We start from the raw sequence: 16722 nt of genomic DNA on the forward strand, positions 1-16722 counted from the left end.
GGCCACGCTTCACGAGTTAGCGGGCGAACGCCGCACGACGCGCCAGCGCGGCCTCGAGCGGCGCCGGATCGACCCATTGTGCGAAGTCGAAATCGGCTGCGATAAAACCGTGCTCGAAGAGAAAGCGCTTGAAGTGCTCGAGCGCACCGAGCGCCCCGGCATCCAGCCCGATTGCCAGTTGCCGGTGCAAGCCAGCGCAATACGCGCGCGTCACCCAGTGCTCGGCGCTGCGCACTTCGCGCGCCACATAACGCGTGACCTCGCCGGGGTGCGCATGGGCCCACGCGGCGACGTCGAGCGTGCGTGCGAGCACGCGTTCGACGAGGTCGGGACGCTCGCGCAGGAGTTGGGCGTCAACAGTAAGCGGGCGCGGCGTCCCGTTGTTCGCATGCGCGCGGCGATCGGGATGCGCGCCGATTTCGACCAGCACGCGCGCGCCAATTACGTTGGCGATGTCGAGACCCGTCGCGCCCTTGACGAACACCACGTCGGCTTCGCCGCGCAAGAGCGCCGCGGCCTCGCGTGAATATTCGTGAGCGCGCTGCGCATCGAGCCATTCGGCAAGCGGTGCCGATTCGTCCGGTTTCGCGTGCGCAAGACCACGAGGCGCATGCGGCAGATCCACCAGTTCGACATCGCCAGGTGAGACGCTGATGGCTTCGAGCAGCGTGTGAAAGCCGCGCAGCGCAGTGGCGCGGTGAAAATCGACCACTTCGGCGGCGTGATTGATCGGTAATCCGAATCGACGGCCGGCGAGCGAGGCGCGTGTTGGCGTGAGGCGCGGATCGAGTGTAATGAGCGCCTGAAACTCGTCGACCCAGCTCACGCCGATGAGCCGCGTGTCGCTGCCTTGCGCTCGTGCCCACAGCGCTGGAATGTTGCCGCCCTGGCGAAACGACCATGGCTGCGTATGCGTGAAGTGCGAGCGGCGAATCGACGGATCGGCGGCGTCCTGCAACGCCTTCACCTCGATGCCGTCGGCAGCGAACTCCTCCTGCAGCAGTCCTTGCTGCGCGGCAATGCCAAATGGCGTCGGTGCAGGGCAACGGGTGTACCAGAGAAGCGTCATGAAGATTCCTCGGTCGCGAATGGGCACTCGGCGCATAGCGTCTGCGCGGGCAGACTGGAGCGAACGATTATCGGCAAGCGCTTGCTGCGTGGTCAAAGAACGATTCGTGAAATAGGTCCCCGCGCCAGCGTGATTTGCTTTGGCCGCAACGTCATGCTGCTTGAATGCGCACAATGCAGGCCAACGCAGACAGACGAATAACAAAATGCGAATTCCGTGGTTAGTCGCGGGCAATGCGCTCCCTATACTTTCCCTTTTGGCCAAACGCCTCGAGGCCTGACGAAAAGGAAAACTCAATGTCCGCACTTCCCACTGAACTTTCGCCGAATTTGTCGTTGCAGGACGCGCTCGCCAACTTGCCATCGCTTGCGAACGAAATCGGCAAAGACGCAGCGGCGCGCGAAGGGCGCCGCGAACTGCCTTTCGAAGGCTTCGACGCGTTTCGCCGCTCGGGGTTGGGGCGCCTCAGGTTGCCGGTGGAATGGGGCGGTCTGGGCGGCTCGCTCGTGGACGAATTCGACGTGATCGCCGCGCTGGCCGCCGCCGACAGCAATCTCGCGCACGCGCTGCGCATTCACTACGACCAGACCGAAGCGCTGCTGCTCTCGGCGCGCACGCCGTTCAACGATTTGCAGATTCGGCGTGTAATCGACGGTGCGATTTTCGGCGGCGCCTCGACCGAGCTGGGTACGTCGCGTCCGGGCGAATACACCACGGCGCTCAGGCGCGACGGCAAGGATTATCGGCTCGACGGCCGCAAGTACTATTCGACCGGCACGGCCTTTTCCGACTATGCGCGCCTGAGCGTGCTCAACGACGAGGGCCAGCCGGTCGTGGCGATCGTGCCGGTCCGGCGTGATGGGCTCACGGTGCTCGACGACTGGGACGGCATGGGGCAGCGCATGACGGCGAGCGGCAGTCTCGTGTTCGAGAATCTGCTGGTACGGGCGGACGAGATCACGGAACGGGGCCTCGCCACGCTTGCCGGCCGTCATGGCGGCGCGCTGCGCCAACTCCATCTGGTGGCGGTGGCGGCGGGCATCGTTCGCAACGTGGTTGCCGATGCGAAGCGCTACGTGCTGGAGCACGGGCGGCCCGTGCTGCACAGCACGGTGCCCTCCGCGCGCGAAGATGCGTTCATCCAGCAGATCGTCGGCACACTCTCCGCGCATAGCCATGCGATCGATGCGCTCGTGCGCGAGAACGCCCGCACGCTCGATCGATCGGCACAAGCGATCCGCGCGGGTGCGCCAGACGCCGATGCACTCGTGCTGGAAGGGGCACTGGCCACGGCGCGCACGCAGCTCGTGGTCAGCAAGCTCGCGCTGGAAGCGGGCGAGCGCCTGTTCGAAGCGGGTGGCGCTTCGGCCACTTCGCGTGCGCACAATTTCGACCGGCACTGGCGCAACCTGCGCACGATCTTCAGTCACAACCCGCTGCTGCACAAGGCGCGCGTGGTGGGCGACTACGCCTTGAACGGCGTGACGACGCACCTCACCGAAGGCCGCGTTTTCTGAAATCCATGATTCGAGGAGTGGCCACGAGATGAGCCGAACCGAAGCGTCGCGCCAGTTGCATCTGAACGTCAATATCCTGCATTCGGGCTTTGTGCCGTCCGCCTGGCGTCTGGCCGAAGCCGATCCTCGCGCATTCGTGGACGTGGGGCACTATGTGCGTGTCGCACAACTTGCCGAAAGCGCGAAGTTCGATGCGGTGTTTCTTGCCGACAATGCCGCGATCATCGACCAGATCGACTTCCGTCCGATTACGGCGCTCGAGCCCACTGTGCTGCTCGCCAGCATCGCCGCGGCGACTACGCATATCGGCGTGATCGGCACGGCTTCGACGAGCTACAACGAGCCCTACAATATCGCGCGCCGCTTCGCCACGCTCGATCATGTGAGCCGTGGCCGTGCGGGCTGGAATGTCGTGACGACGGCCGATTTGCCCTCGGCGCGCAACTTTGGCCACGACGCGGTGCCCGATCACGCGCAACGCTATGCGCGGGCCGCCGAGTTCACGGAACTCGTCAAGGCGCTCTGGGACAGCTGGGAGGACGACGCCTTCATTGGCGACAAGGCAAGCGGGCGCTTCATCGACGTGACGAAGGTGCGGCCTGTTGCGCACGAGGGGCGCTTTTTCAAGGTACAGGGGCCGCTGAACCTCCCGCGTGCGCCGCAAGGTCATCCTGTGCTCGTGCAGGCGGGCGGCTCAGGCGACGGCCGCGATCTTGCCGCGCGTCACGCGGAGGCCGTCTTCTCCGCATCGCAATCGTTCGAGGAATCGGCCGCGTACCGGCGCGATCTCAACGCGCGCGCCGCCGCATACGGGCGAACCCAGGGCGTGCAGGTGTTGGCGGGTCTCACCACCATTATCGGCGCGACCGAGGCCGAGGCATTGCGGCGTCGCGACGAACTCGTCGAGCAGATTCCGTGGCGCTACAGCCTCACGCGCCTCGCCGGCACGCTGGGCCTTTCGCCCGATCAGCTCGAACTCGACGCGCGCCTGCCGGATAACCTCGCGCTGCCGGGCGGCGGCAACGGCAATCACACGTTCTTTCACGCGACGATTGCCGAGGCGCGGCGAGGCGGCCACACGGTACGCGAGCTGATCCGCTCGCTCGCGGGCGGCGGCGGCCATCGCGTGATCGTTGGCACTCCAGAGCAGATCGCAGACGATATCGAGCACTGGTTCACGGGCGAGGCCGCCGACGGCTTCAACCTCATGCCCGACGCACTGCCGGACGGGCTGGAAGCATTCGTGAATGGCGTGGTCCCGATCCTGCAACGCCGTGGACTCTTTCGAACCGAATACGAGGGCAACACCTTGCGCTCGCATCTCGGGCTCGAACGGCCGGGCGGTCGCGAGGCGGCGGCGGGCGCGGCGCTGCAGCACGCCTGAAGCAGTGGGTACGCGGTGCTTCGGGTGCCGCGTACCCACTGCTTCAGCGGCGCAACCCCGCCTCGTGCAGCAACGGCAGCACGCGTTCGCCGAAGAAGTCCAGGTCGGGCTGAAAATCGTAGAAGCTCAACTGCACGCCGTCGATGCCCGCCGCGTGAAGTTTGATGATCTTGTCGGCCACCTCTTCGGGCGAGCCCACGATCGCAATGTTGCCGCCCACAGCGCGCGAGGCCGCCTTTGCGCGATCTTCGAAACCGCCTCGCCATGCGTGTGCGTCGCTGTCGAAACGGTGAAAGCTCCCTTCGTCGGCGTGCGCGACGATGGCGTCGTGATAGTCGCGCGCCTCGGCCGAAGTCTCGCGGCAAATCACCATCGGATTGATCAGCGTGCGCACCTCGCGTCCATACGCGCGCGCCGCAGTCTTGACGCGTACGACGTGCGCGGGCAGCGCCTCCAGCGCGCGATCGATCTGCGGGCCGGCCGGGCTCGTGATGAACACCACATCCGAGTAACGCGCGGCGAAATCGATGCCCGCATCGGAGCCCGTCGCGTTGATGAGCAGCGGGCGTCCGTAGCACGGCTTGGGCGTCACGAACGCGCCTTGCAGCCGCCATCCCGAGAGTTCAGGCTCGAAACTGAAGTTATCCGGTTGCGCCCACAACTGCTGCACGGCGTCGAGAAATTCGGCGGCCATCTCGTAGCGCCGGTCGTGCTCGATGCGGTTCCAGCCGAACATTTCGTGTTCGACCGCACGATGCCCCGTGACCACGTTGATGCCCCAACGTCCGCGCGAAATGTGATCGAGCGTGGCCGTGAACTTGGCGAAGTGCAGCGGGTGCCACGGCCCGTAGAGCACGTGGGTCGTCGCCGCCAGGATGATGCGCTCGGTGCGCGCGGTCAGCGCGGCCAGCGTCATGAACGAGTCGAGCGCGTGACCGTCGAACACGCCGCCATAGCCGCCTTTTGGCAGCCATTGCGACAGGGCGAAGACGAGATCGAAGCCGAGCGCCTCGCACTTTTTCACGAGCGCGGCGTTGTAGTCGAACGACCAGTCCGTGCTGCGCGGCAGCGTGGACGCGCTCCATCCGCCAGCCTGGATCGGCAGGAACAGGCCCAGCATGAGCGGCTGCGCGAACGCGCGCGCCACCGGGCTATCGGCAAAGGCAGCGGGGGAGGCCACAGGCACGAAGGGGGTGGCGGCGGTAGATGTGCGCGGCTCGGCCACGGGAATTTCGCTCAAGACAGACACCTTGGAAGTTCGTTGCGGCGCCGGGCGCCTTTGCTGATCAATTGGTTGTTCATTCAATCGATTGATTAAACACGCGCCGCGCGCGAATAACAAAGAAGCTTTTCTGCTTTCCAATTGAGTGGCCGCACTGCCGCATTTGCGGTTCGGTGCGTGAGTTCATATGGATAGCAGCATCGCTTGGTTAGCGCGCGAGAAGGCCGTTGCTACGATTGCAGAACTGTCGCCACGGCGCGAATTGACCGGCTTTCGCAGAGCCCCGCTTTGCCCCATTCATATCGGAACGCATCAGCATGTCACGTTTGACCCGTCGAGAATTTCTCATTGCAAGCGGCGCAGCCGCCGCCACGGCGGGGCTGCCCGCGCTTGCCCGCGCCCAGGGCGCTGTTACGCGCAAACGCGGCGGCACGCTGAACGTGCTGATCAATCCCGAGCCGCCGGTGCTGGTCTCGATCTTCCAGACTACCGGTCCCGCGCTCGCGGCAAGCTCCAAGGTGCTGGAAGGTCTGCTTTCCTACGACTTCGACCTGCACCCCCAACCGCAACTGGCGACCGCATGGACCGTGAGCCCCGATGGTCTGCGCTACACGTTCAAGCTGCGGCAAAACGTGCGCTGGCACGATGGCCAGCCATTTACATCCGAGGACGTGGCGTTCTCGGTCGATCTGCTCAAGGCGATTCACCCGCGCGGGCGCAGTACCTTTGCGAACGTGACGAAAGTGCAGACGCCCGACGCCAGCACGGCCATCATCGAATTGTCGAAGCCCGCACCATTTCTGCTGAAGGCGCTTTCGGCGGGTGAGTCGCCCATCGTGCCGAAGCACCTGTACGCCTCGGGCGATCCGCTCACGAACCCGCACAACAACGCGCCCATTGGCACGGGGCCGTTTCGCTTCAAGTCGTGGACGCGGGGCGCGAGCATCGTCTACGAGCGCAATCCCGACTACTGGGACGCCGGCAAGCCTTATATCGATGCGCTCGTGTACAAGGTCATTCCCGATCCGGCCGCGCGCTCGGCAGCGTTCGAGACCGGCGCGCTCGACCTGGGCGGCGAGAACCCCGTGCCGCTCACCGACTTGCCGCGCCTCACGCAATTGCCGCAGCTCGTGACCGAAACGCGCGGCTATCGCTTTCTCGAGCCGCTGGCCGAGATCGATTTCAATCTCGATCATCCGGTGTTGAAGGACCCGCGCGTGCGCCAGGCCATCGCGCACGCCATCAACCCGCAGATCGTGCAAAAGACCGTGGCCTATGGCTATGCGGATGTCTCGCCCACGCCCATCACGCCCGCTTCGCCGTATCACGACGCGCAGATCACGCCCTACGCCTTCGACCCGCACGCGGCCGAGGCGCTGCTCGACGCGGCAGGCAAGCCGCGCGGCGCGGATGGCGTGCGCTTCAAGCTCACCCATGATTACCTGCCATACGGCGACATGTACCAGCGCCAGGCCGGCTATGTGAAATCGGCGCTCGCACGTGTGGGGATCGATGTCACGGTGCGCTCGCAGGATCTTCCTTCGTTCCTCAAGCGTGTCTACGCCGACCGCCAGTTCGACTTCACGAGCATCGGCGTGAACACGCTGTTCGATCCGGCTGTGGGCGTGCAGCGTCTTTACTGGTCGAAAAATATCCGGCCCGGAGTGCCGTTCTCGAATGCGCCGCATTACAGCAGCCCGGAAGCGGACCGTCTGCTCGAAGCGGCATCGGTTGAAATCGACGAAAGCCGGCGCGTGAGCCTCTACAAGCAGTTTCAGCAGACCGTTTACCGCGATCTGCCGATTCTCAATCTCGTCGCGCCGCGCATGGTCACGCTCGCCAACCGCCGGGTGCACGATCACACGGTGAGCGCGCAGGGCCTGGAAGGCAATTTCGCCGATGTCTGGCTCAGTGCCTGACTGCGCACCCCATGCGCACCGCAACACCCGACGGAGTCCAACGATGAGCCGAAGCGTTCGCTGGCAAACGATCCTGCGCCGCACCGCCTGGCAGGCGCTGCCCACGGTGCTCGGCATCGTGATTCTCAACTTCTTCCTGCTCAAGCTGATGCCGGGCGACGCCGCCGACGTGATCGCGGGCGAGGCCGGCTCGGCGACAACGGAAACGATGACCCTGCTGCGCGCGAAGTTCGGGCTCGACCAGCCCTTGCTCGTGCAGCTCTGGACGTATCTGAAGCATCTCGCGCATTTCAGCCTGGGCTATTCGCCGCGCTACGACATGCCCGTCATGCAGCTGATCCTCTCGCGGCTGCCCAACACCTTGCTGCTGATGGGCGTGGCGCTTTCGCTCGCACTCGTCGTCGGCGTGGTGCTCGGCGCGGTGATGGCGCACTGGGCAGGCAAGTGGCCCGATCGCGTGTTGTCGGTGTGCGCGCTGCTGTTCTATTCCACGCCGGGCTTCTGGATCGGCCTGCTCGCCATCATTCTGTTCGCGGTCCGGCTTGGGTGGCTGCCGAGCGGCGGCAACGTCACGATCGGGGCGAACCTGCACGGCTTCGCCTATGTCGCCGATGTCGCGCGTCACGTGTTGCTGCCCGCGGCAACACTCGCCACCTTCTTCGTGGCGATCTACGCGCGCATTACGCGTGCCGCGATGATCGAAGTCCAGCGCCAGGATTTCGTGCGCACGGCGCAGGCCAAGGGTCTGCATCCGTGGCGCGTAACGTTGCGGCACGTGCTGCGCAACGCGCTGATGCCGCTCACTACGCTCGTGGGGCTGCATTTCGGCACGCTGCTTGGCGGCGCGGCCGTGACGGAAACCGTGTTCAGTTGGCCGGGGCTCGGCCGCCTCGCACTCGATGCGGTGCTCGCGCGCGACTTCAGTGTGCTGCTGGGCGTGCTGCTCCTGTCGTCGCTGCTCGTGATCGTCGCGAACGTCGTGGTCGATCTGCTGCAGGCGTGGCTCGATCCGCGCGTCAGTTAACGGAGGAACCGCAATGAGTTTCGAATCGCCGGATCTGCCGGTTGAAGCCGGAAGCGCCGCCGCAAGCCAGGGTTCGCCATGGCGGCGCCAGTTGGCGTTTGCGCTGCTTGGCCGCTGGGGCGCTGATCGTGCAGGCGCGCCCGCACGGCGCGCCGGGCTTGCTTTCTGGCGCGCGCTGGTGCGCAACCCATCGGCGTGCGCCGGCCTCGCACTGCTCGCCGCATTCGTGGTGCTCGCCGTGCTCGCGCCGCGGCTCTACCCAGGCGACCCGCTCGACATGGTGGGAGGCCCGTTCGAATGGCCGGGCAGCGACCCGCAGTTCTGGCTCGGCACCGATTCGCTCGGGCGCGACGTAGCGGCCGGCATCGCGCACGGTGCGCGCGTGTCGCTGCTGATCGGCGCGGCGTCCGCCGGCATCGGGCTTGTGATCGGCACGCTGGTGGGAGCGATCGGCGGTTATTTCGGAGGTCTGATCGATGACGCGCTGGTACGCCTCACCGAACTCTTCCAGACCGTGCCGTCGTTTTTGCTGGTGATCGTGCTCGTGGCGATCGGGCGGCCCAACGTGGTGGTCATCGCGCTCGCCATCGGCATTGCCTCGTGGCCCACGGTCGCCCGTATCGTGCGCGCTGAGTTTCGCACGCTGCGGCGCTCGGACTTCGTGCTGGCGGCGCGCAGCCAGGGGTTCAGCAATACGCGCATCATTTTTGGCGAGATCCTGCCCAATGCGTTGCCGCCGGTCATCGTCACGGCTTCGGTCATGGTGGCGAGCGCCATTCTGATCGAGTCGTCGTTGTCGTTCCTCGGCATGGGCGACCCGAATGTCATGAGCTGGGGGGCGATGATCGGCGCCGGACGCGATTCGCTGCGCACGGCGTGGTATCTCACGGCGATTCCCGGCGCGGCCATCGTCCTCGCCGTGCTCGCCCTCAATCTGCTCGGCGACGGCCTGACCGAGGCCCTCAATCCGCGGCAACGGCAACGACCGTAAAGGTGTCTCGTGAGCCAACTGCTTGAAGTACGCGATTTGCGCGTGAATTTTGGGGCGCACGAAGCGGTGCGCGGCGTGAGCTTCGACATCGCGGCGGGCGAGACGCTCGCGCTGGTGGGCGAGTCGGGCAGCGGCAAGTCCGCTACGGCGCTTTCGCTCATGCAGCTCGTTCCCGAGCCCGGGCGCGTGACGGGCAGCGTGCGCTTCGAAGGGCGCGAGCTGCTGGGCTTGCCGCCCAAGGCGGTGCGCGAGTTGTGCGGCAAGCAGATCTCTATGATCTTTCAGGAGCCGATGACGTCGCTCAATCCGGTGCTTTCGGTCGGCGAGCAGGTCGTGGAGACGCTGCGCCAGCACGAAGCACTGTCGCGCCGGAGCGCCCGCGCGCGCGCCGTCGAATTGCTCGATCTCGTGCGCATTCCCGAGCCTCAGCGCCGCTTCGACGACTACCCGCACGAGCTATCGGGCGGGCAGCGCCAGCGCGTGATGATCGCGATGGCCGTGGCGTGCCGCCCCCGCCTGCTGATCGCCGACGAACCCACCACGGCGCTCGACGTGACCATCCAGGCGCGCATTCTCGAACTGCTCGACGCGCTGCGCCGCGAGCTGTCGATGTCGCTCCTGCTGATCACGCACGACCTCGGCGTCGTGGCCGATCATGCTGACCGCGTAGCGGTGATGCTGGCCGGGCGCAAGGTAGAGGAAGCGCCTACCCAGGACCTCTTTGCGCACCCGCGTCACGCTTATACGCAAGGGCTCCTGAGCGCTTCGCTCAATCTGGCCGACGATCTGCACTACCGGTCGTGGACTTTGCCGGAAATCCGGCATACGGCACCAGCAGAGGGCGAGGAAGGCGGCTTCGTGGTGGTGCCGCGCAAGGTGCCCGAGCACGCAGCGCCGGGCGTGCGGGCGGCGCACGCCGCGCCGCTGCTCGCCGTGCGCGATCTGCGCGTGGCGTACCCTCAGCGCCGTGGCGCGCCGCCGCTTCACGCCGTAGACGGCGTGTCGTTCGAGATTGGCCGGGGCGAGTCGGTCGGGCTCGTGGGCGAATCGGGCTGCGGCAAGTCCACGCTTTCGCGCGCGATCATGCGCCTCGTGCCGGTTGCGAGCGGCTCGATCGCGCTCGACGGCACCGATCTCGTCGCGCTGCGCGAGCGTGCGTTGCGGCCCCGGCGGCGCCAGGTGCAGATGGTTTTTCAGGATCCCTATGCATCGCTCAACCCGCGCCGCACCGTGGGCGATATTCTCGAAACCGTGCTGGCCGTGAATGGCGAGGGCGACGCGGCGGCGCGCCGCGCGCGCGTTCGGTTGGCGCTTGAGCGCGTGGGTCTTCCCGCGGCAGCGCTCGCGCGTTTTCCACATGAATTCTCGGGCGGCCAGCGTCAACGCATCGGCATTGCGCGTGCGCTCGTGCTCGAACCCGCCCTGCTGATCTGCGACGAGCCGGTATCGGCGCTGGATGTCTCGATCCAGGCGCAAATCCTCAATCTGCTCGTCGAACTCAAGCGCGAGCTGGGGCTTTCCATGCTCTTTATCTCGCACGATCTTTCGGTCGTGCGCTATATCGCCGATCGTGTGCACGTCATGCAGCAGGGCAAGATCGTCGAGAGCGGCGACCATCAGGACATCTGGCGCGCGCCAAGGCATGCATATACGCGCACGTTGCTCGCCGCGATTCCGGGGCGCGAGCGGGAGGCCGAAGCGGCTTGACGCGCGCGCAGAAGCACATCGCGCAGCAAGGTTGCGCTTCTAGTGCTTCAATGAGCGCTGCGCCGCCTTAGCCGATTGGCGTCCGATCAACCGCCCATTCTGGCCCCTATGACAAAGCCCACCGATATCAAGGCCCTCGTATTCGACGTGTTCGGCACCGTCGTGGACTGGCGCAGCGGTGTGGCGAGAGAAGCCACCGCTTTTCTGCAACGCCACGCGCCGCAACTCGACGCTTTCGAGTTCGCCGATGCCTGGCGTCGCGAGTATTCGCCCTCGATGGAGGAAATCCGCAGCGGGCGACGGCCATACGTGCGCCTCGACGTTCTGCACCGCGAGAACCTCGTGAAGGTGCTGGAACGCAGCGGCATCGCCGGAGTAACAAACGTTGAAATCGACGCACTCAACCTGGCCTGGCATCGTCTCGATCCGTGGCCGGATGCGCTCGGCGCGCTGACCCGCCTGAAGCGCCGCTACATCATCGCGCCTTTGTCCAACGGAAATATCCGGCTCATGGTGGATATGGCGAAGCGCGCCGGTTTGCCGTGGGACGCGATTCTCGGCGCCGAAGTGGTCCGCGCCTACAAGCCTTCACCGCAGGTGTACAGCGAGACGGTAGACATTCTGGGGCTTGCGCCAGCCGAACTGTGCCTCGTCGCGGCGCACAACGGCGACCTTGCCGCGGCGCGCCGTCTCGGTCTTTCGACCGCGTTCGTCGTGCGGCCGACCGAGCATGGACCCGGCCAGAAAACGGACCTGAAAGCGGAGCAAGCGTGGGACTTCGTCGTGGACGATTTGAACGAGCTTGCGAGTCAGCTTGATGCCTCGATAGATTGAGCTTTAATGGTATTTGCCATGGAGGGCGTCTCTCGGGATCAGGGGCTATATGCGCTGCACAAATTGTGGCTTCGAATGCCGCGAGGGCGCGAGATTTTGCGAGCAGTGCGGCACCCAGGTCGCTCACACTGCGTCGCCCCCGTCCCCGGTCGATTACACGCCTTCGCACCTGGCTGAGCAGATCCACGCCGCGCAGGCGGCCCTCGAAGCCCGTGGCAAAGCGCTCAGCGAACGTAAGACGATTACCGCCTTGTTTGCGGACATGGCCGGCTCGACCGCACTGATCTACGGGCTGGACCCGGAAGAGGCTCACGGGCTGATCGCGCCGGTCCTCGAATTGATGATGGAGGCCGTCCACCATTACGAGGGTTTCGTGGCGAAATTGCTCGGCGACGGCATTCTGGCCTTGTTTGGCGCGCCGATCGCCCACGAGGACCACGCGCAGCGCTCGCTCTATGCGGCGCTCAGAATGCAGCAAGCCATGCGCCGTCATAGCGACCGAATTCGCCTCGAGCGCGGCATTCCCCTGCAGATACGCGTGGGGGTCCACACCGGCGAAGTGCTCATGCGGTCCATTCACAAGAACGACTTGCAAGCGGACTATGACCCGGTTGGCAACGCGATCCACATCGCCTCGCGCATGGAGGCCATTGCGACGCCCGCGTCGATATTGGTGAGTCAATCCACTTACCGGCTGACCGAGGGCTATTTCGAGTTCAAGGCCTTAGGGCAGACACAGGTCAAAGGCGTGGCCGAACCGCTTGCCGTGTATGAGGTGCAGGGGCCCGGTGCGCTGCGCACACGTCTTCAGGTGGCCGAGCGGCGCGGTCTGGCCCGATTCGTCGGACGCGCGCCCGAACTCGAGACATTGCGCGCGGCGCTCGATGCGACCCGCGCCGGGCAATGCAGCATCGTCGGCGTGGTGGGCGAGGCGGGTGTGGGGAAATCGCGGCTCTTTCACGAGTTCAAACGCTCGGCGCTAAAACGCTGCCTCGTGGTGGAGACCTTCTCGGTTTCGCACGGCAAGTCGTTCGCGTACTTGCCGCTCATCGAATTGCTGAAAAACTACTTTCAGATCACGGCGGAAGACGACGAACGGCGAAGCCGCGAAAAGGTGACAGGCCGTGTGCTTGCCCTCGAACGCAAGCTGGAGGACGGGGTGCCTTATTTGCTCCATCTGCTGGCGGTTGGCGAAACCAGTCCGGCCCTCGCGCAAATGGATTCGCAAATCCGGCGCGAGCGCACGTTCGAAGCCATCACGCATCTCTTCGTGCGCGAGAGCGCGAACGAACCCGTCGTCCTGGTGTTCGAGGACCTGCAATGGCTCGACAGCGAGACGCAAGCCTTTCTCGCTTACCTGGTCGAGCACGTATCGAGCGGGCACCTTTTGTTGCTGCTGAACTATCGCCCGGAGTATCAGCATGAGTGGGGCGGGCGCAGCGGCTACACGCAGTTGGCGCTGGAGCCGCTGGGTCGTGCCGATGCACAAGGGCTCATCAGCGCGCTCGTCGGCGACGATCGAACGCTTACCGGGGTCAAGCAGCACGTGCTCGACAAAACGGAAGGCAATCCGTTTTTTATCGAAGAAGTCGTCCAGACCCTGGCCGAAGAACACGTGCTGGTGGGTGAACCGGGTCATTACCGGATGGAAGCGGCGCCGCTCGCGCTACATATTCCGACTACGGTGCAGGGCGTGCTGGCTGCGCGTATCGATCGCCTGCAGGCCGCAGACAAAGCGTTGTTGCAAACGCTCGCGGTGATTGGCAAGACGTTCCCGGCAAATCTTGTCCAGTATGTCGTCGACCTGCCGGACGACGAGCTCTATGCGAGCTTGTCACGTCTGCAAGCGGGGGAGTTCATTTACGAGCAACCGGCGTTTCCGGAGGTGGAATACGGCTTCAAGCATGCCTTGACGCAGGAAGTGGCGGGCGGCTCCCTGCTTGCCGAGCGGCGCCGGCTTTTGCATGCACGCATCGGCCAGGCGATGGAGACGCTTTTCCATGACCGTCTCAAGGACTACTGGAACGAGCTCGCGCATCACTATAGCCTCAGCGCCAACGTACCGAAGGCGGTCGAATATTTGCAGAGCGCCGGTCAACAGGCGTGGCAACGTTCGGCTACCGCCGAGGCGCTTCGCCAGCTTGGCATGGCGCTGGATCTGCTCTCGGGCATGCCGGAAACGCCCGAACGCGCCGATCGCGAACTCACGTTGCTGCTTGCTATCGGGCCGGTGTTGATGGCCGCGAGAGGATGGGCTTCGCGCGATGTGGAAGCGACGTATTCGCGTGCGCTGGATCTGTGCAGGCAGGCTGGGCGAACACCGCATTTGTTCCGCGTTCAAACCGGTTTGCGGATGTTCTATCAGTTGAGCGCGGAATATAAAACGGCCAAAGAGATCGCCGAGCAGCTGCTCGAACTGGCAGCGCCCGCGAACAATCCCACGCAAGTCATGGAAGCGCATTATCTGCTCGGCATGAGCTTGTTCAGGCTCGGTGAGCTCTCCAGCGCGCATACCCACCTTGCCGGCCTGGCGACATCATCGTTACTGCAGGACTCAGGGCAGCTCGATGAAGAGATTTTTGCGCACGGGCGGGATCCGCGCAGCGTGGGCGAAGGCAGCCTGGGCCTCGTCCTTTGGCATAGGGGCTACCCGGACGCAGCGCTAAGGCATGCTGAACAAGCGATCAGTCGCGCGCGTTCGATGCACGATCTGGTCAGTCTCGGCCAAACGCTCATTTTCAAGGCTGAGCTTCACCAATTACGCCGAGAAACTGCGCAAACCCGTGCCTGCGCCGAAGCCGCCATCGCCCTTGCGACGGAGCAGGGCTTTCCCATGATTCTCGCGTGGGCGACCATGCTCCACGGCTGGGCGCTATCGGAGGCCGGAGAAAAGGAGGAGGCGATTGCGCAAGTTCGCCGCGGACTCGCCGACTACGAAGCAACCGGTGCTCGCCTTGGCCGCTCGTACTTTCTGGCATTGCTGGCCGAAACCTATGCAAAGGCGGGGTTGTGCGACGCCGGGCAACATGCGCTGGCCGAGGCAATAGCGGTTTGCGAAACGTCGGACGAACGCTATCACGAGCCCGAGTTGTATCGGCTCAAAGGCGAGTTGTCGCTGCTCTGCGCAGGGCTTTCGAGCGTCGCACCCGTGGACCGCGACGCGGCGCAGGCGAACTTCAACGAAGCCATGGCGATCGCTCGCCGCCGGGGCGCCAGATCGCTCGAACTTCGCGCGGCATTGAGCCTGGCAGCGCTTCATGCGCAAGCGGCACGCGCGCGTGAGGCGCGGGAGACACTCGCCCCAGTGTATGCATCGTTCACAGAGGGGTTCGAAACGGCGGACCTGCGAGCAGCCAGGCAATGGCTCGACACGCTCGCCTAGAACGCCAGGCGGTCGTCGCAGGCGCTGCGGCGCGGTATCTCAGGAAAGCATATGGGCAGGCCAACGCCGAAACGTTAGTCTGCCCATGCCGGTTCGCCGCTTACGCGGCGATCCGGTCTCGCGCTTGCCGTCCCGCTACTGGCGACGGATCACGCATGGCCGTGTTAGAAGCGATGGCGGATACCCACGGTCGCCACAGCCTGCGAGTTCGAATCCGACGCGGAAACGCCCATGATGTCCGCGTGAATCTTCCCTTCGCCATCCACCACGCGCTGATACGCGGCTTCTGCGTACAGGTCGGTGCGCTTCGAGAGCGCGTAATCGCCTTGCAGCGTGAACTGATGGAACTTCGGATTCACGCCTTCCAGGCTCGCGTCCGTGTACGTATAGGCGCCCGACACCGTGAACGCAGGCGTAAACGCGTAGCGGCCATTGATTTCGTAGTTGGCGAAGCGCGCGCTGTCGCCCGCGAGCGACGTCGTCGTGCCCGCGTTCGCGGAGTTGATGGCCGTGAGATTGTTCAGCTGCGTTTGCGTGAACACGAAGCCCACGTTGGCCGCGCCGAACGCGTAGTTCAGGCCCGCGCCGTACGTGCGTTGACGCGAAGCCGTGAAGGTGGCGTCGTCGCTGACCGCGCCGCTGCTGTTGATGGTCGAACCCGAGTTGTTGAGCTGCAGGTAGCCCGCGCCTGCCGTGAGGCCGCCAAACGCGTAGGTGGCGCCGAGGCTGTATGCGCGGTTGCTCGCAAAGCCGCCTGCGTCGTTCGAGAAGCCGTACAGCGCGTTGAACTTGAGGCCGCCGTAGTTCACGCTCTGGTACTTGAGCGAATTGCTCACGCGGAACGAGTTGTTGAGGTTGTCGTTGTCGTACGGGTGTGCGGCGAGCGTGCCGCCGTATTGCGTGCCGTTCAGCGACAGTGCGCCCAGGTTGTCGACCACGCTGTCGTACTGACGACCCAGCGTGAGCGCGCCGGCCTGTTCGCTCGAAAGACCGACGAACGCTTGACGGCCAAACATGCGGCTATTTTGCTTCGCCGCGCCGGTCGAAATGCTGAAGCCGCTCTCGAGCACGAAGATCGTCTTGAGGCCGCCGCCCAGGTCTTCGCTGCCGCGCAGGCCCCAACGGCTGCCGTTGAGCGCGCCGCTCGACTGTTGCACGTTCGAGCTGCCCGACTGGTTGCTCGTGTACAGGACGCCGGCGTCGATCAAGCCGTAAAGCGTAACCGAGCTTTGCGCGTGCGCCGCGCTGGCGAAAGAGGCTGCAGCGACTGCGAGAGCGGATAGGGTGTTCTTTTTCATCGTGACTCCATTGCTTTGTATTTCGCTCGAAAGAGAGCGAGCGCGGAGCATAACGCGATATAGCGAGTGCATTTCGGAATTTGTGGCATACATGCCACGATTACTGGCTAACCGTTTCTTACTTGTTCCGGCTTATTACTTCCGCACCAGAAATGACAAAAATATCAGTTAAATCAGGGACTTTTAGCGATCCCGCATGGTGGGTGGAACGCACGGTTTTCCGTATTTTTATCGTAATTTAGAGAAATATTCGATGATTCCGCGTCCATGAATATTACGGTGAATGAATACCGCGAAGAAATGCATGTTATTCAACGAATCGAATTGGCTGCACCGTTCCTTATCATGATTTTCGACCACGGGCGCGGCTGTGAC

General features: G+C 64.5%; 11 protein-coding genes. 8 read left to right on the forward strand and 3 right to left on the reverse strand.

From position 1 onward, the window contains the following. Positions 1-16: 16 nt before the first annotated feature. A complete protein-coding gene (locus U5A65_RS34310) occupies positions 17-1069 on the reverse strand; it encodes an ABC transporter substrate-binding protein (protein WP_321949067.1) in 1053 nt (350 codons plus the stop codon). Positions 1070-1365: 296 nt separating this feature from the next. Here U5A65_RS34310 and U5A65_RS34315 point away from each other — a divergent pair, with 296 nt between their 5' ends. Beyond that, positions 1366-2586: an acyl-CoA dehydrogenase family protein gene (locus U5A65_RS34315; RefSeq protein ID WP_321949068.1), complete on the forward strand. Its 1221-nt coding sequence runs from the start codon at positions 1366-1368 to the stop codon at positions 2584-2586. Between the two features lie 28 nt (positions 2587-2614). Then, positions 2615-3970 (forward strand): LLM class flavin-dependent oxidoreductase, encoded by a 1356-nt coding sequence (locus tag U5A65_RS34320; protein WP_321949069.1) that lies wholly within the window; start codon positions 2615-2617, stop codon positions 3968-3970. 43 nt (positions 3971-4013) lie between these two features. Here U5A65_RS34320 and U5A65_RS34325 read toward each other — a convergent pair whose 3' ends face one another. Beyond that, positions 4014-5210 (reverse strand): LLM class flavin-dependent oxidoreductase, encoded by a 1197-nt coding sequence (locus U5A65_RS34325; protein ID WP_415766130.1) that lies wholly within the window; start codon positions 5208-5210, stop codon positions 4014-4016. Positions 5211-5509: 299 nt separating this feature from the next. Between U5A65_RS34325 and U5A65_RS34330 the strand changes: the two genes are divergently transcribed. The 6 genes from U5A65_RS34330 to U5A65_RS34355 all read left to right on the forward strand — a co-directional run bounded on the left by U5A65_RS34330 (position 5510) and on the right by U5A65_RS34355 (position 15049). Further along, positions 5510-7111, forward strand: coding sequence for an ABC transporter substrate-binding protein (locus U5A65_RS34330; RefSeq protein ID WP_321915789.1), 1602 nt, complete (start codon positions 5510-5512; stop codon positions 7109-7111). A 43-nt stretch (positions 7112-7154) separates the two neighbouring features. Continuing rightward, positions 7155-8135 carry an ABC transporter permease gene (locus U5A65_RS34335; protein ID WP_321939315.1) on the forward strand — a complete coding sequence of 327 codons (981 nt, stop codon included), beginning with the start codon at positions 7155-7157 and terminating at the stop codon, positions 8133-8135. Between the two features lie 13 nt (positions 8136-8148). Continuing rightward, on the forward strand, positions 8149-9126 hold the full coding sequence (locus U5A65_RS34340) for an ABC transporter permease (RefSeq protein ID WP_321949070.1): 978 nt from the start codon (positions 8149-8151) through the stop codon (positions 9124-9126). A gap of 9 nt (positions 9127-9135) precedes the next feature. Continuing rightward, on the forward strand, positions 9136-10833 hold the full coding sequence (locus tag U5A65_RS34345; protein WP_321949071.1) for an ABC transporter ATP-binding protein: 1698 nt from the start codon (positions 9136-9138) through the stop codon (positions 10831-10833). Positions 10834-10941: 108 nt separating this feature from the next. Then, on the forward strand, positions 10942-11667 hold the full coding sequence (locus tag U5A65_RS34350) for a haloacid dehalogenase type II (protein WP_321949072.1): 726 nt from the start codon (positions 10942-10944) through the stop codon (positions 11665-11667). Positions 11668-11716: 49 nt separating this feature from the next. Further along, on the forward strand, positions 11717-15049 hold the full coding sequence (locus U5A65_RS34355; RefSeq protein WP_321949073.1) for an AAA family ATPase: 3333 nt from the start codon (positions 11717-11719) through the stop codon (positions 15047-15049). Between the two features lie 164 nt (positions 15050-15213). Here U5A65_RS34355 and U5A65_RS34360 read toward each other — a convergent pair whose 3' ends face one another. After that, positions 15214-16347 carry a porin gene (locus tag U5A65_RS34360; RefSeq protein WP_321949074.1) on the reverse strand — a complete coding sequence of 378 codons (1134 nt, stop codon included), beginning with the start codon at positions 16345-16347 and terminating at the stop codon, positions 15214-15216. Positions 16348-16722 lie beyond the last annotated feature (375 nt).

Source organism: Paraburkholderia sp. J10-1 (assembly GCF_905220165.1).
In the GTDB taxonomy this organism is placed as follows: domain Bacteria; phylum Pseudomonadota; class Gammaproteobacteria; order Burkholderiales; family Burkholderiaceae; genus Paraburkholderia.

Coding starts and splice junctions, on each gene's coding strand:
- U5A65_RS34335 (WP_321939315.1), top strand. CDS start 7,155: ATGAGCCGAAGCGTTCGCTGGCAAACGATCCTGCGCCGCACCGCCTGG.
- U5A65_RS34315 (WP_321949068.1), top strand. CDS start 1,366: ATGTCCGCACTTCCCACTGAACTTTCGCCGAATTTGTCGTTGCAGGAC.
- U5A65_RS34320 (WP_321949069.1), top strand. CDS start 2,615: ATGAGCCGAACCGAAGCGTCGCGCCAGTTGCATCTGAACGTCAATATC.
- U5A65_RS34350 (WP_321949072.1), top strand. CDS start 10,942: ATGACAAAGCCCACCGATATCAAGGCCCTCGTATTCGACGTGTTCGGC.
- U5A65_RS34330 (WP_321915789.1), top strand. CDS start 5,510: ATGTCACGTTTGACCCGTCGAGAATTTCTCATTGCAAGCGGCGCAGCC.
- U5A65_RS34355 (WP_321949073.1), top strand. CDS start 11,717: ATGCGCTGCACAAATTGTGGCTTCGAATGCCGCGAGGGCGCGAGATTT.
- U5A65_RS34310 (WP_321949067.1), bottom strand. CDS start 1,069: ATGACGCTTCTCTGGTACACCCGTTGCCCTGCACCGACGCCATTTGGC.
- U5A65_RS34360 (WP_321949074.1), bottom strand. CDS start 16,347: ATGAAAAAGAACACCCTATCCGCTCTCGCAGTCGCTGCAGCCTCTTTC.
- U5A65_RS34340 (WP_321949070.1), top strand. CDS start 8,149: ATGAGTTTCGAATCGCCGGATCTGCCGGTTGAAGCCGGAAGCGCCGCC.